Below are 14,572 nucleotides of genomic sequence, written 5' to 3'. Positions count from 1 at the left end.
AGTGCCTTATTCTGCCCAAACAACCCAGCCGTAGTGGGCGCTGGCCAACACCAGCAAGCCGAACACAATGCGGTACCAGGCGAAAAACGTGAAGTCGTGCGAGCTGATATAGCGCAGCAGCCAGCGCACGCACAGGAAGGCGGAGACGAAGGCGGACACGGTGCCCAGGCCGAACAGGGGCACGTCGGTGGCCGACAGGATATCGCGCGCCTTGTACAGCGAGTAGAAGGTGGCCGCCAGCAGGGTGGGGATGGCCAGGAAGAACGAGAATTCGGTGGCCGTCTTGCGCGACAGGCCCAGCAGCATGCCGCCGATGATGGTCGAGCCGGAGCGGCTGGTGCCGGGAATCAGCGCGAACGCTTGCGCGCAGCCCACTTTCAAGGCGTCGAACGGCGTCATTTCATCGACCGAGTTGACGCGCACGGTGACGGGATTGGTGCGCGCGCGGCGCTCCACCAGCAAAATCACGATGCCGCCGATGATGAAGGCCATGGCCACGGGTACTGGTTTGAACAGCGCATGCTTGATCATCTTGCCAATCGCCAGACCGATGACGGCCAGCGGCAGGAAGGCGATGGCCACGTTCAGCACGAACTTGCGCGACTTCGCTTCGCTGCCGAAGGTGGTCAGCACGCTGCCGATGCGCTGGCGGTATTCCCAGCACACGGCCAGGATGGCGCCGGCCTGGATGGCGATCTCGAAGACATCCATGACTTCTTTCGATACATCCTTGGTAAAGTCGAGCAGGCTGCCGGCCAGGATCAGATGACCGGTGGACGAAATCGGCAAGAATTCGGTAAAACCTTCGACCAGCCCCATGATGATGGCTTTTAACGCAAGAATGAGATCCATAGATGTATAAAAGGGTATAAGTACGGGTATAAGTGACAGGATGGGGTGAGTGTGCGGCGCCCGCAATGTGCGCGGGGTCGAAGCTTACCATGCCGCAGGCCCGGCTAGCCGATTTGGGCGCAGGCGGACAGCGGTTTTTTGCCGCTGCCAGCCAGGCAAGGGGAGGGGTCAGGAAGCCTGTTTTGCCGGCGCCACCAGGCGCGCGCTGGCCGCCACCAGCAGCAGGGCGGCGCCCAGCATGGCGAAGGCGATATTCAGGCTGGTAGCGTGCGCCACGAAGCCGATCACGGCCGGACCGGCCAGGATGCCCGCATAGCCGATGGTGGTGATGGCCGCCACCGCCAGGCTGGCCGGCATGGCATGTTGCTGGCCCGCCGCCGTAAACAGGATGGGCACGATGTTTGCCGCACCGAGGCCGATCAGCACGAACCCAAGCATGGCCAGGCTGGCATGCGGCGCCAGCACGGCCAGGAAGAAGCCTGCCGCCGCGCACAAGCCGCCAAAAGTAAGCACCCGCTTGCCGCCAAAGCGGCTGACCACCTTGTCGCCCGTGAAGCGGCCCACCGTCATGGCGATGGCGAAGGCGGCATAGCCGAGGCCACCCTTGGCTTCTTCCACGCCGCGCGTGGTGGTGAGGAACAGGGCGCTCCAGTCGAGAATCGCGCCTTCGGCCAGAAAGACGATAAAGCACAGCAAGCCGATGAAAATGACGGCGCCATGCGGCATGACGAACAGCGGCGTCTTTTCGCCGGTTGCGGACGCCGTCGGCAGCAGATGGCCTTGCGCCGCACCCAGCACACCGCACAGCAGCAGCATCACCACGACGCAGGACCAGGCCGGCGTCAGGCCCAGCCACAGCAGCAGGGCCATGCAGGCCGCGCCGGCGAAGCCGCCCACGCTGAACAGCGCATGAAAGCCCGACATCATGGCGCCGCCGTTGGCCTTTTCGATGATCACGGCCTGGATGTTGATGGCCACGTCAAACGTGCCCATGGCCGCGCCGAACACCAGCAGCACCAGGCCCAGCTGCAACGGCGTGGCGGCCAGCGCCAGGCCGGGCAGCACGGCGGTCAGCAGCAGGCCGGCGCAGACGATGACCTTGCGGCAACCGAAGCGTGCCGTGAGCATGCCCGTGAACGGCATCGCGCACAGCGAGCCTGCGCCCAGGCACAGCAGCAAAATGCCGAGCGTGGCTTCATCGAGGCCCAGGCGCGACTTGGCGTAGGGAACCAGCGGGGCCCAGGCGGCCATGCCGAGGCCGGCGGCGAAAAAGACCAGGCGCGTGGCGCGTTGTTGCAGGGTGCCGGTGAGATGCATGGGGGAGCTTTTCAAGAGTCGGGTGGATAAAATCAGGCGCGGGCGCGCAAGATCTGCACGCCCAGCCGTTCAAAGGCGGCCACGTGGGCCGCATCGGCATCGGCTTCCAGCACCAGGTGCTGCAGCAAGCCCGTGGCCAGCACGCCGAATGGCGCGGCCGTGCCCAGCTTGTCGCTGGTGACGGCGACGACTACCGCCTTGCTGGCACCGGCGATGCTGCGCTTGAACTCGGCCTCGTCGTAGTTGAATGCCGTCACGCCCGCGTCCGCATCGGCGCCGCAGGCACCGAGGAAGCACAGGTCGGGATGCATGCGCTCGACCGTGCGCAAGGCTTGCGGACCCAGGCTGGCGCCCGCGCGGCGGTCGACCCGGCCGCCAGCCATGATCAGCTCGATTTCCGGGCGTTCCATCAGTGCCATGGCGATCGCAGGCGCATTGGTGATGACAGTGAGCGCCAACTCTGGCAAGGCGCTGGCGATGGCCAGGTTGGTTGAACCCGCATCAAAAAACAATACCTGGCCCGCGCGCACGAGCGACACGGCGGCCTGCGCCAGGCGCGCCTTGCGTTCGGGCGCTTCCTGCTTGCGCTGCGTCAAGGTGCCGCCGTCGGGCGCCAGCGGCAGGGCGCCGCCATACACGCGCTGGCACAGGCCGGCCGCCGCCATCTCGCGCAGGTCGCGCCGTATCGTATCTTCGGAAACATCGAGCTGGCGCGCCAGGTCCAGTGCCAGCACCCTGCCATCGGCGTGCAATTGTTGCTGAATCAGCGCGTGGCGTTGTTTGAGGAGCAGGGTGGCGGACATGGTGAACTTGTAAACGTGCAGGAATGTGCATGAATATACGCAAACGTGCAAAATGCGTCAACGTTTACTTGATGCAGGCATCGTCGCAAATCAATTTGCAAAAAAGATAAATTTACGTTTATGCTCATCGCCGATATCGTGATGCACCTTGGTGTTTGCTTACCAAGGAATAAGGGAAACAGACGGATGAGCGACATTAAACTTTTCAAGTTGGCCCATGGCCAAGCCCAGGAACTGCAAGGTAGCGCATCGGACCTGGAAAAACCATTGCAGACCTTGATTGAGGCAAACCTCGATACTTTGCTGAGCATCCGTTTTCTGGCGAGCGAGTATTCGACCGGCAAGACGCATGCTGGGCGCATCGATTCCCTTGGATTGGATGAGAACAATTGCCCGGTCATTCTTGAGTACAAACGGTCGGTTGGTGAAAATGTGATCAATCAAGGTTTGTACTACCTGGACTGGCTGATGGACCATCAGGCAGACTTTAAACTGCTGGTCCTCGACAAGCTGGGCAAGCTTGCATCGGAGGCCATCGATTGGAGCGCGCCGCGGGTGATTTGCATTGCGGCTGACTTTACCAAGTTTGATAGCCATGCCGTCCAGCAGATAGGCAGGACGATCGAACTTATTCGCTATCGCCGATTTGCAGAGGACCTGCTCCTTCTTGAGTCCGCAAGCGCCGGCATGGATCCGGCAACAAAAAAGGGCCCTGCCAAGCGGCAGACATCGGTGCCAGCCAGGTTGGAAACAATGGCGGCGGGGCCCGCAGATGGGGGCACGAACAAGTCGACGGGACCAGACAGGGCATTTGTGGAAATACTGGCAGGTCTGTCGGAGTCCATGCGTCAGTTGCTGGCCTCGCTAGAGGATTACACGATGTCGCTGGGGGATGACGTTGAGCGTAAAGAGCTGCGCTTGTATTTGGCTTTCAAACGGCTGAAGAACTTTGCGACGGTGGTGATACACAAGAAGAATTGCCTCGTGCTGTACTTACATATCGACCCGGCGCCCGTATTGCACGTCCTGCCAAAAGCGCGCGACGTGAGCGCCATCGGGCATTGGGGTACGGGTAATCTGGAGATCAACATCGGTACGCTCGCGGAACTCGATGCTGCAAAGCCGTTCATTTTTGCCGCGTATGCAGGCCGGAGTAGCGTGCAAACGTAGCCAATGGTGGCCTATGCGTGTGTCAGTTGTGCGGTGCCGTCAGCCGTTCCAGCTCGGCCAGCCAGTGCACCGCATGCTCGCGGCTGTCGCCGCACATGTCCTCGGATGGCTGCAAGCCGCCGCAAAACGCGGGCCGTTCCGGCCGGCCAAAGATCTTGCAGCGGTTGTCGTCAGCCAGCTGTACGCAGCGTACGCCCGCGGGTTTTCCATCCGGCATGCCAGGAATCGGGCTGGTGATGGACGGGGCGGTGCAGCAGGCGCCGCACGAAGGACGGCATGCCAGGGTGGCGGAGGGTGACATGGGATTTCAGGCGAACGGGTGAGGAGCCGACAGTATAGCAAGCCGGCTCCCATGCGTCGCCAGGGTGCGTTCAGCGCACGATGCTGACGCGCTTGCCCGACAGGGTGCGGCGGGCCGGATCGCCATGCACGGTGATACGGCCGGAACCGCTGGCGCGGGCGTTGACTTCATTCTGGACGGTGACATCGACGTCGCCGGAACCGTTGCTCGCCAGATAGGCAACGTCGCTGCGCAGGGCGGCCAGGTTGATATCGCCCGAACCATTCACGTTGGCGTCGAGGCGCTGCACGGCGCCGCTGGCGCTGATGCTGCCCGAGCCGTTGACGGCCACGTTGACGCGCTCGCCGCGCACATTGCCCAGCTGGATGTTGCCCGAACCGTTCTGCACCGCATCCGTGTTGCCGCTGGCGAGGGCCGCCGCGTTGATGCTGCCGGAACCATTGTTGGCCACGTCGAAGCGTCCCACCGTGCCCGACAGTTCGCTCTTCATCGAACCGCGTTGTTCCAGGCTGAAATCGTCGCCGTTGAAACCGCTGGCCACCAGGCGGCCCGAGCCGGAAATGGTGATCTTCTTCAATTGCGGCGTCGTGTAGATGACGTGGATGCCATTGCTACTACGAATGTTCGTATCGCTCCAGATGCGCAGGGTATTGCCGCTCACTTGGCTATGGATGCGCGGCTGCAGATTGCTGTCCGCTTCGATCACCAGCGATGCAGCTGGCCCGACGCGCACGTCGATCTTGATATCGATGCGTTTCATGCTGTCGATGTCGAGCGTGCTGATGTTGCTGACCTGGCGCACGTCGCGGCTCACTTGCTCGTTGCCCTGGATGGCATTGCCACCCGTGTCGACATGGCGCACTTCGCCATCGTTGGGGTTGATGACGATGGCGCAACCGCCAAGGGCAACGGCACAGCACAGGGCCAGCAAGGTACGCATAGTGTTTCCTTTATGATTGTTTTAGTTTGGGAACAGAAAAAGCCGGCTGCCGCGCCGCGGCTGCCGTGCTGTCGATGACAAGGTAGCAAATCGGACACGCTTGCTGAGTGGAAATGCGATGAACTGCGCAAAATGGGGACTGAAACGCATTCTGCTTCACCCGGCGCCGCAGGCCCGGCGTCGGCACGGAGCGTACAATGCCTGTATTCGACGTGCCCGGCGGTGCCTCGCGCTTGACCTTGGCGGTAGACAGGACTACTATTAATGACTCAAAAGTAAGTTACTTGGAAAGATACATGCAAGCCCCGATTGATACCAAGCCCCGCTGGGAGCGGCGCAAGGATGCCCGCCCGCAGGAATTGCTCGCCGCCGCCCTCGACCTGTTTGTCGAACGGGGTTTCGCATCGACGCGCCTGGAGGATGTGGCCAAGCGGGCTGGCGTGTCGAAAGGCACTCTGTACCTGTACTTTGAGAATAAACAAGAGTTGTTCAAGGCCGTGGTGCGCGACAATATCGTGCAGTCGATCGGCGAGGCGGAAGACAGCATGGCCGCCTCGGACAGCAGCAGCGCCGAGTTGTTGCGCAGCATGATGATGCAATGGTGGGAAGAGTTCGGCGCCACCAAGCTGGCCGGTTTGACCAAGCTGATGCTGGCCGAAGCGAACAATTTCCCGGAACTGGCGCAGTTTTACAACGAAGAGGTGGTCACGCGTGGGAATGCGCTGATTGCCACCCTGGTCGAACGGGGCATGCAGCGCGGTGAATTCCGCCAGGTCGATCCCGTGCTCGTCAGCACCATCCTCAGCGCACCCGTCACCATGCTCATGATGTGGACGCATTCCTTCCTGCCGTGCGAGGTCAAGAATATCGATCCGATCGCCTACATGGATGCGTTTATCGACATGAGCTTGCGCAGCCTGCAGGTGGAGGCGCCCGGGAAAAGTTGAGGCGCCGTGCCTGCTACTACCGTTCAGTTGCCCCTTTTCCAAGGTTCGCCCCCCCAAATCTGCAGATCGTCGCAAATTCCCTCCATTCCCCGCCTTTATGGTTAACATGTGCTTTCAGCCAGTTCAACGATAAAATGGCGGATTATTACTTCACTTACCGAGTCCAAAGATGAATATCGAACAAGCCCGCTTCAATATGATCGAACAGCAAATCCGTCCATGGGACGTACTGGATATCGACGTGCTGGAGCTGTTGAACGTGGTCAAGCGTGAAGATTTCGTACCGGCCGCCTATAAAAACCTGGCCTTCGTCGATACCGAAATTCCACTGGGCGGCGGCGAATGCATGTTGACGCCGAAGCTGGAAGCGCGCATTTTGCAAGACGTAGCCGTCAAGAAGCATGAAAATGTGCTGGAAATCGGCACCGGTAGCGGCTACATGGCCGCTTTGCTGGCGCACAAGGCGCGGCATGTGACGAGCGTGGAAATCGTTCCCCAATTGAAAACCCTGGCCGAGCAGAACCTGGCCGCCAATGGCGTGACGAACGTCACCGTGGAACTGGGTGACGGCGCCCAGGGCTGGAGCAAGGGCGCGCCGTACGACGTGATCGTCGTGTCTGGCGCCCTGGCCGTGTTGCCGGAAGCGTTGTTGCAACAAGTAAAAGTGGGCGGCCGCATCCTGGCCATCATCGGCGAAGCGCCGATCATGTCCGCGCATCTGATCACGCGCAGCTCGGACAAGGCCTACGACACGCGCAAGCTGTTTGAAACCAATGTCACGCCGCTGCAAGCTGTTGCACCGTCGCATTTCCAGTTCTGAGGCGACCGATTCGATGGAGCATTTGAGTGCACCGCAGCTGGCCGCCTGGCTGGCTGACCCTTCCCGCCCGCGTCCGTTGTTGCTGGACGTGCGGGAACAGTGGGAGTTTGACCTGTGCCACCTCGACGGTGCCACCCTGATGCAGATGAACTCGATTCCTGCCCGCATCGACGACCTCGATGAAGACGCCGAGATCGTCTGCATCTGCCATCACGGCATGCGCAGCATGCAAGTGGCTGCCTTCCTGGAGCGCAATGGTTTTGGCAAGATCAGTAATTTGACGGGCGGCGTGCACGCCTGGGCGCTGCAAGTCGACAGCGCGATGCCTAAATACTAAGAGCCTATCCCAGTAGATGAATACATCTCCTGCTGGCGCCCCTCAGAAGCGGGGACTGCGTTGATCGTCGTTGCGTGGCTCGCCACGCGTCCTCCTCACGCCTTGTCCGCGCTCCTGATGAACTGCCAACAGAAGACGCTCCCTACTGGGATAGGTTCTAAGTTATTTTTTCAGTAGATGCACCCAGGCATGTTTTTCTGCATGCCTGCGGAGGCCTGTACCCCGCTCACCCGGCGGGCGCAAGGCAAGCGGTAGCAGATTTTTGATTCCATCAACTTTTGACGACTCCAACGGAGAAATGCAATGCGGAAACCCCTTATCGCCGTGCTGATGACCAGCGCCTTTGTCTCGATGACATGCTCGTTGCAAGCGCAGGCGGCCGATCTCATCCAGGTGTACCAGCAGGCGCTGGCCAATGACGCGCAGTATGCGAGTGCGCGTGCGGCCCTGTCGGCCGGGATGGAGCGGGTTCCGCAGGGGTTGGCAGGCTTGCTGCCGCAAGTGTCCGCTTCGGGCAGCAATACGCGCAACAGCATCGAGCCGATCACCAGCACGATCTCCATGCCGACGGTCAAGGTGCACACGAACACTTACAACCTGACCCTGGCGCAGCCGCTGTTCCGCTGGGATCGCTGGGAAACCTATCAGCAAAGCAAGCTGGCGCAGGCGATTGCTGAAGCGCAATTTGCACAGGTACAGCAAGACCTGATCACGCGCGTGGCGCAGGCGTATTTCGACGTTCTGAGCGCGCAAGATAACCTGGGCGCCACGCAGGCGCAAAAAGTGGCCACGACGGAGCAACTGGCATCGGCCAAGCGCAACTTCGAAGTCGGCACGCAAACGATTACCGATACGCACGAAGCGCAAGCGGCGTACGACCTGGTGGTGGCGCAGGAATTTGCCGCCATCAATGACCTGGCCAACAAGCGCAGCGCCCTGCAAACCATCATCGGCGAAGCGCCAACGTCGCTGGCGCCGATGCGCACGGGCGTGGTCATCAGCGCGCCGGAACCGGCCGCCATCGAACCATGGGTGAGCTCGGCGGAAGAGCAGAACTTTGGCGTCGTCACGGCCCAGTTCAACGTGGAATCGGCCAAGCGCGACATCGGCCGCAACCGCGCCGGCCATTATCCGACCCTGGACCTGATCGCCAACGCGGGCCATACCTACACGACAGGCGGCGGCAGCGGCAGTTCCAACAACAACGCCATCGGCGTGCAGTGGAGCATCCCGATCTTCAGCGGCTTTGCCGTCACCAGCAAGGTGCGCGAATCGATCGCGCTGGAAAACAAGGCCCGTAACGACCTGGAAACGGCACGCCGCACGGCATCGCAAGGCGCGCGCCAGGCTTTCCTCGGCGTCAACAGCGGCCTGGCGCAAGTGAAGGCGCTGGAAGCGGCGGAAGTGTCGAGCAAATCGGCGCTGGAATCGAACCAGCTCGGCTATCAAGTGGGCGTGCGCATCAATATCGACGTCTTGAATGCGCAGAAACAACTGTTCTCGACGCAAAAAGACCTGTCGAAAGCCCGCTACGACACCATCATGAACGGTTTGCGCCTGAAGGCGGCGGCCGGCACCCTGAAGGAAACGGATTTGATGCCCGTCAACGCCTTGCTCGACAAGTAATCTTTTTTCTGCAGATTCAGATGAAAACCAGCACCGGCAGCGGCGCTGGTTTTTTTTCGTCTTGACCTGTTTTCACGCGGCACGGCTGTTGGCTATTTGCGTGAGGATCACCCCCGCCACCACCAGTCCCGCACCGGCCCAATGCAGCGGAGAAATGTGCTTGACGGCAAAGCCCAGCAAACCGTAGCGGTCGATGGCCAGCGCGGCCAGCATCTGTCCGCCGATGACGGCCGCCATGAAGGGGCCGGAACCCATGCGCGGGGCCAGCATCAGCGCGGCCGTAATGTAAAACACGCCGGCCGCGCCGCCCAGCCAGGACCAGCCCGGTCCACGCATGGCGAGACCGACATCGGGCGCGGGCACCCGCCAGACCAGCATCACGAGCGCCGCAAGCACGGCGCTGACGGCCAGCGAGGCGAGCGTGGCCCACAGCGGGTGGCCCAGGTTGCGGCCCAGCGCGGCATTCGCGCCGGCCTGGAACGGGACGACGGCGCCGGCCAGCATGGCCAGCGGGGCAAATACGGTAATCCATCCATGCATATGTGACTCCACAGTTGAGTTGATGGAGTCATCGTATTATGCTGTCATCATTAAATCCAATTCGTAGTTTGTCAGCCAACTATGCAGCAAATGAATAATCTGCGGGCCGTCGATTTGAACCTGCTGGTGATCCTGGAAGCGCTGCTCAGCGAGCGCCATTTGTCGCGCGCAGCCGAGCGCTTGCACATGAGCCAGCCTGCCGTCAGCCATGCGCTGGCCCGCTTGCGCCATCTGCTCGGCGATCCGCTGCTGCTGCGCGGCAAGGGCGGCTTCCAGCCGACGGCGCGTGCTTTGGAGCTGGCGCGGCCGCTGGCCGAAGCCTTGCAAAGCGTGCGCTCCGTGCTCGGTGGCGCCGTCTTCGAGGCGGCCACGGCGCAGCGCGTGTTTCGCCTGGCCATGTCGGATTACGGCGCGGCGCTGATCTTGCCGCGTTTGTTGCGCCGCTTGCGCGTGGAAGCGCCCGGTATCGACCTGGCCATCAGCTATGCCAGCCGATCGGCCGTGATCGCTGGCGTGCAAGATGGCGAGATAGACCTGGCGCTGGGCGTGTTTCCGCAACTGCCCGAGCACTTACATCGTGAAACCCTGTTCGAGGAAACATTCGTGTGCGCGCTCGATCCTGCCAGCCTGGCGTCCGGTGAAATGCTGAGCCTGGAAACCTATCTGGCGCGCCCGCATGTGCTGGTGGCATCCAGCGAAGGCGGCATGGCGGCCGAAGTCGATGCTGCCCTGGCCCAGCTGGGACAGACACGCCGCATCGCCGTGCGTGTGCCGTACTGGACGGTCGCACCGGAGGTCGTGAGGGGGACGGACTTGATCCTGACGGTGGCGCAGCGCGCCTTGCAGGACAGTGCGGCGCAGGGGCTGGTGCTGTACGCCGCGCCATTTGCCATCGCGCCGTTTGCGTTTGAAACGATACGGCACCGCCGCACGGACGGCGATGCGGGCATCGCCTGGCTACGCGCGGCCATTGCACAGGCCGCCGAGCCAGGCTGAGGACTTACAGCCCGCCACCCTGGCCGTCGAACTTGCGTTCGATCAATTCGATCTTGTAGCCGTCCGGATCGGTGATGAAGGCGATGACGGTATTACCGCCTTTGACGGGACCCGGTTCGCGCGTGACGTTGCCGCCATTCGCGCGTGCCGCAGCGCAAGCGGCGACGATGTCGTCGGCCGAAATGGCGATGTGGCCATACGCCGTACCCAGCTCGTAGCTGGTGGTGCCATAGTTATACGTCAGTTCCAGTTCCGCATGATCGGGATTCGAGCCATAGCCGACGAAGGCCAGGGTGTACTGGTATTCCGGATTGTCGCTGGTGCGCAGCAGCGTCATGCCCAGGACCTTGGTGTAAAAATCGATGGAGCGCTGCAGGTCGCCGACCCGTAACATGGTGTGCAAAATACGCATCGTAAATCCTTGATGGTGATAGGGGAATGGCAGGATTTTATGCGTTTTACGGCTTTCTTGCCGAGACCGCCCCTGCCGCCCGGTGATGGAACAGCAGCGGACGGCATGCCGGCATTACTCCAGATGGGCGTCCAAGGTGATTTCCGTGGCCAGCAACTTCGATACGGGGCAACCGAGCTTGGCGCGCAGGGCCGCGTCCTGGAACGCTTCGTCGGTGGCGCCGGGAATGGTCGCCACCAGGGTCAGGTGCACGGCCGTGATGGCATAGCTGCCATCGATTTTTTCCAGGCTGACATCGGCCGTGGTTTTCAGGGCGGTGGCGCGCATGCCCGCCTCGCCCAGCTGGCCGGACAGGGCCATGGTGAAGCAGGCCGCATGGGCCGCGCCGATCAGTTCTTCCGGATTGCTGCCGGGACCGTCTTCGAAGCGCGTGTTGAAGCCATAGGCTACATTGTCGAGCGCGCCGCTTTGGGTGGAAATAAACCCTTTGCCATCTTTAAGGCCGCCACTCCAGACGGCTGATCCTGTTTTTTTCATGATGTACTCCTTGCGTGGTTCGAGCGCCCATCATGCGCGTGCCACCCTTGCCCTTCCGTTCGTTGCGCCACACAGGGGGCGCATGCGCGCGCCGGGCTTCGCCGCTCACGGCGCCGGCGTCACGCGCCAGATCACATTGCCCACGTCGTCCGCCACCAGCAGCGCGCCCGCCTTGTCGACGGCCACGCCGACGGGGCGTCCCTGCGCCTTGCCATTGCTGTCAAGGAAACCGGCGATGATGTCCTGCGGTGGCCCGCTGGGCACGCCATTCGCGAAGGGTACGAAGATGACTTTATAGCCGCTGAAGGGTTTGCGGTTCCACGAGCCGTGCTGGCCGATGAAGGCGCCGCCCCGGTAGCGTTCGGGCAGCAAGGTGCCGTCATAAAACGCCAGCCCCAGCGAGGCCGTGTGCGCACCCAGCGCGTAGTCGGGCGCGATGGCGGTGGCCACCAGTTCGGGACGGGGCGGCTTGACCCGCGCATCGACGTGCTGGCCGAAATAACTGTAGGGCCAGCCATAGAAGGCGCCGTCCTTGATGGACGTCATGTAGTCGGGCACCAGGTCGTTGCCCAGCTCGTCGCGTTCATTGACGGCCGTCCACAGTGCCCCGCTGTGCGGCTGCCAGGCCATGCCGACGGGGTTGCGCAAACCCGTCGCATACACGCGTGCCTTGCCCGTCGCGCGCGTGACTTGCCAGATGGCGGCGCGGCCGTCTTCGGCCGACAGACCATTCTCGCCCACGTTGCTGTTCGAGCCGACGGTAACATAGAGAAATTTGCCGTCGGCACTGGCGATGACGTTCTTGGTCCAGTGGTGATTGATGGGGCCGCCCGGCAAATCCACCACCTTCACGCCACGCGCCGTGATGCTCGTCTGGCCTTCCTTGTAGGGAAAACGCATCAAGGCGTCGGCATTGGCGACATACAACTCGTTGCCGACCAGCGCCATGCCAAATGGCGAGTTTAATCCTTGCAGGAACACGCTGCGCGTTTGCGCCACGCCGTTTGCATCGACGCCGCGCAGCAAGGTGATGCGGTTGGCGCTGGGCGTGGCGGCGCCCGCCTTTTTCATCTGCATCTGCATGATGGCGCCCTTGATGCCCTTGTTGTCGTCGGGCTTCGGCGGCGCATTCGTTTCCGCCACCAGCACGTCGCCATTCGGCAGCACGTACAGCCAGCGCGGATGGTCGAGGTCGCGCGCATAGGCATGGATGGCCAGGCCGGGCGCGGCCACGGGGCGCTGTGCCGCCGTCCAGCGCTGCACGGGCGCCACATTGACGGTGGGAATCAGTTGCTTGTCCGGCGCAGGCAGCACGGGTTGCGGGCCGAAGCCGACGGGCATGGCGGGCGCCTGGGCATGGGCGGTAGTGGGGCCGCAGACGGCGGCCAGCAGCAAGGAACAGACGTAACGGTGCATGGCGTACTCCGGAAAAGTAGCGGTGCCTGACAGTTCGATTCAGCGCGCTTTCTTTGGTTCCAGCTGCGGGTCGGGACGCGCCTGTTTCGGTTCGGTGGGCTTGACCTTTTCCACGCCGGGCTGGGCGCGGCGGTCCGTGTCGACCAGGCCCTGTTCCAGGTCGCTGGCCGCCTGTTGCATGATCTTGCGCGGACGCACGTTTTGCGCATCGGGCGATTCATCGCGCTCGTGGGGCAGACGGTCGACGCCGTCATTCTTGACCTTTTCATCGGTATTGATCTTGCGTTCGCTATGCTGGGTAACCATATGGCCTCCTGACAGTAAAAGTAACGTGAAATCAGTGTCCTGCCGCGGCAGGCCATCTGCAAGCGGATTTGTCCATGCAGGGAGCGCTGGCGCACGCATGGACGATTCTTTTTCTGCGCTACACTGCGTGCAACACCAAGAACGCCCCTTGCGGGCACACGGCAGCCGCACTATACTGTGGATATATACAGTATCTGCGATGCCGGCGTGCGACGCGACAGCCTGGGGCGGCTTGCCACCGAATTCACTACCGAGACTCTTATGCCCGTCGATACACACGCCGAACAGCGCGCCGAACAGCCAGCCGCGACCTTGCCAGCCCCGGGCGAACGCTTCAACCTGGGTGCCAAGACCATCGCCCTGGTCGTGCGCCAGAATACGGATGGCATTGCCGAACCCGTAAAAAGCATCGTCGATTTCCTGCAAGTGCTGGGCCACACGGTGGTCTTCGAGGCGGAGACGGCCGCGCACCTGAACCTCGCGTTTCCCGGCGTGCACGCCATGTCGCCGGCCGAGATCGGCGCCGCCGCCGATTGCGCCATCGTCATGGGCGGCGACGGCACCATGCTGGGCATTGCGCGCCAGCTGGCGCCATTCGACGTACCCTTGATCGGCATCAATCAAGGGCGATTGGGTTTCATGACCGATATCCCGCTCGAGCGCATGCTGCCCGTGCTGGCGCAAATCCTTGGCGGCCGTTTCAAGGCCGAACGCCGCACCTTGCTCGAAGGCAGCGTGCTGCGCGACGGCGAGTCGATCCACGTGGGCATGGCCGTCAACGATGTCGTCGTCTCGCGCGGCGCCGGCGCCGGCATGGCCGAATTGCGCGTCGAGGTCGATGGCCACTTCATGTACAACCAGCGTTCCGATGGCTTGATCATTTCCACGCCGACAGGCTCGACCGCGTACTCGCTGTCGGCCGGCGGCCCATTGCTACATCCGACCCTGGGCGGCATCGTGCTCGTGCCGATCGCCCCGCATGCGCTGTCGAACCGCCCCATCGTCTTGCCCGATTCCAGCCAGATCGTCGTGGAAATCGTGCGCGGGCGCGATATCAGCGTCAATTTCGACATGCAGACCTTTGCCAGCCTGGTGCAGCAAGACCGCATCCTCATCCGCCGTTCGCCGCACACGATTACCTTCCTGCATCCGGAAGGGTGGAGCTACTACAACACCCTGCGTGAAAAATTGCACTGGAATGAGTACCCGTCGGGCGAGGGCAAGCTCAGCTAAATTTTTCTCCACCTCAACC

The 14,572-nt window shown here is 62.2% G+C and carries 17 protein-coding genes; 7 read left to right on the top strand and 10 right to left on the bottom strand.

The window, feature by feature from the left end:
• Window positions 1-6: 6 nt before the first annotated feature.
• From AC54AG_RS05220 to AC54AG_RS05210, 3 genes are all read right to left on the bottom strand, one after another.
• Window positions 7-852, bottom strand: coding sequence for an undecaprenyl-diphosphate phosphatase (locus AC54AG_RS05220; protein ID WP_072454899.1), 846 nt, complete (start codon window positions 850-852; stop codon window positions 7-9).
• 168 nt (window positions 853-1,020) lie between these two features.
• The gene (locus AC54AG_RS05215) at window positions 1,021-2,169 is read right to left on the bottom strand and encodes an MFS transporter (RefSeq protein ID WP_051990746.1); all 1,149 of its coding nucleotides are present in this window, start codon (window positions 2,167-2,169) and stop codon (window positions 1,021-1,023) included.
• Window positions 2,170-2,201: 32 nt separating this feature from the next.
• Entirely contained in the window at window positions 2,202-2,972 is a 771-nt protein-coding gene (locus AC54AG_RS05210; RefSeq protein ID WP_070302905.1) for a DeoR/GlpR family DNA-binding transcription regulator, read from the bottom strand.
• 186 nt (window positions 2,973-3,158) lie between these two features.
• On the opposite strand from AC54AG_RS05210, the gene AC54AG_RS05205 reads away from it, so the two are divergent.
• The gene (locus AC54AG_RS05205) at window positions 3,159-4,142 is read left to right on the top strand and encodes a DUF5655 domain-containing protein (protein ID WP_219328054.1); all 984 of its coding nucleotides are present in this window, start codon (window positions 3,159-3,161) and stop codon (window positions 4,140-4,142) included.
• Between the two features lie 22 nt (window positions 4,143-4,164).
• On the opposite strand, the gene AC54AG_RS05200 is transcribed toward AC54AG_RS05205, so the two are convergent.
• Both AC54AG_RS05200 and AC54AG_RS05195 read right to left on the bottom strand, forming a co-directional pair.
• Complete coding sequence (locus AC54AG_RS05200; protein WP_496629650.1) at window positions 4,165-4,443, bottom strand: YkgJ family cysteine cluster protein; 279 nt, start codon at window positions 4,441-4,443, stop codon at window positions 4,165-4,167.
• 70 nt (window positions 4,444-4,513) lie between these two features.
• Window positions 4,514-5,383 (bottom strand): head GIN domain-containing protein, encoded by an 870-nt coding sequence (locus tag AC54AG_RS05195; protein ID WP_496629649.1) that lies wholly within the window; start codon window positions 5,381-5,383, stop codon window positions 4,514-4,516.
• A 296-nt stretch (window positions 5,384-5,679) separates the two neighbouring features.
• Here AC54AG_RS05195 and AC54AG_RS05190 point away from each other — a divergent pair, with 296 nt between their 5' ends.
• The 4 genes from AC54AG_RS05190 to AC54AG_RS05175 all read left to right on the top strand — a co-directional run bounded on the left by AC54AG_RS05190 (window position 5,680) and on the right by AC54AG_RS05175 (window position 9,113).
• Window positions 5,680-6,330: a TetR/AcrR family transcriptional regulator gene (locus AC54AG_RS05190; protein ID WP_034745948.1), complete on the top strand. Its 651-nt coding sequence runs from the start codon at window positions 5,680-5,682 to the stop codon at window positions 6,328-6,330.
• A 169-nt stretch (window positions 6,331-6,499) separates the two neighbouring features.
• Window positions 6,500-7,150: a protein-L-isoaspartate O-methyltransferase family protein gene (locus tag AC54AG_RS05185; RefSeq protein ID WP_046684434.1), complete on the top strand. Its 651-nt coding sequence runs from the start codon at window positions 6,500-6,502 to the stop codon at window positions 7,148-7,150.
• Between the two features lie 13 nt (window positions 7,151-7,163).
• The gene (locus AC54AG_RS05180; RefSeq protein WP_034745954.1) at window positions 7,164-7,487 is read left to right on the top strand and encodes a rhodanese-like domain-containing protein; all 324 of its coding nucleotides are present in this window, start codon (window positions 7,164-7,166) and stop codon (window positions 7,485-7,487) included.
• A gap of 303 nt (window positions 7,488-7,790) precedes the next feature.
• On the top strand, window positions 7,791-9,113 hold the full coding sequence (locus tag AC54AG_RS05175; RefSeq protein WP_034745957.1) for a TolC family outer membrane protein: 1,323 nt from the start codon (window positions 7,791-7,793) through the stop codon (window positions 9,111-9,113).
• 72 nt (window positions 9,114-9,185) lie between these two features.
• On the opposite strand, the gene AC54AG_RS05170 is transcribed toward AC54AG_RS05175, so the two are convergent.
• The gene (locus AC54AG_RS05170) at window positions 9,186-9,653 is read right to left on the bottom strand and encodes a DMT family transporter (protein ID WP_496629648.1); all 468 of its coding nucleotides are present in this window, start codon (window positions 9,651-9,653) and stop codon (window positions 9,186-9,188) included.
• Window positions 9,654-9,743: 90 nt separating this feature from the next.
• Between AC54AG_RS05170 and AC54AG_RS05165 the strand changes: the two genes are divergently transcribed.
• Window positions 9,744-10,649, top strand: coding sequence for a LysR substrate-binding domain-containing protein (locus AC54AG_RS05165; RefSeq protein WP_496629647.1), 906 nt, complete (start codon window positions 9,744-9,746; stop codon window positions 10,647-10,649).
• A 4-nt stretch (window positions 10,650-10,653) separates the two neighbouring features.
• On the opposite strand, the gene gloA is transcribed toward AC54AG_RS05165, so the two are convergent.
• The 4 genes from gloA to AC54AG_RS05145 all read right to left on the bottom strand — a co-directional run bounded on the left by gloA (window position 10,654) and on the right by AC54AG_RS05145 (window position 13,320).
• Window positions 10,654-11,061: a lactoylglutathione lyase gene (gene gloA, locus AC54AG_RS05160; RefSeq protein WP_080698394.1), complete on the bottom strand. Its 408-nt coding sequence runs from the start codon at window positions 11,059-11,061 to the stop codon at window positions 10,654-10,656.
• A 114-nt stretch (window positions 11,062-11,175) separates the two neighbouring features.
• Window positions 11,176-11,598, bottom strand: coding sequence for an OsmC family protein (locus AC54AG_RS05155; RefSeq protein WP_034745965.1), 423 nt, complete (start codon window positions 11,596-11,598; stop codon window positions 11,176-11,178).
• Window positions 11,599-11,703: 105 nt separating this feature from the next.
• Window positions 11,704-13,014, bottom strand: a complete 1,311-nt coding sequence (locus AC54AG_RS05150) for a PQQ-dependent sugar dehydrogenase (protein WP_496629646.1) — start codon at window positions 13,012-13,014, stop codon at window positions 11,704-11,706.
• 39 nt (window positions 13,015-13,053) lie between these two features.
• Entirely contained in the window at window positions 13,054-13,320 is a 267-nt protein-coding gene (locus tag AC54AG_RS05145) for a hypothetical protein (protein ID WP_128141755.1), read from the bottom strand.
• A 261-nt stretch (window positions 13,321-13,581) separates the two neighbouring features.
• On the opposite strand from AC54AG_RS05145, the gene AC54AG_RS05140 reads away from it, so the two are divergent.
• Window positions 13,582-14,553 (top strand): NAD kinase, encoded by a 972-nt coding sequence (locus AC54AG_RS05140; protein WP_223278865.1) that lies wholly within the window; start codon window positions 13,582-13,584, stop codon window positions 14,551-14,553.
• Window positions 14,554-14,572: the final 19 nt, after the last annotated feature.

It is taken from the genome of Janthinobacterium sp. BCJ23 (assembly GCF_059617945.1).
This window is presented reverse-complemented; position numbering and strand designations above follow the sequence as displayed.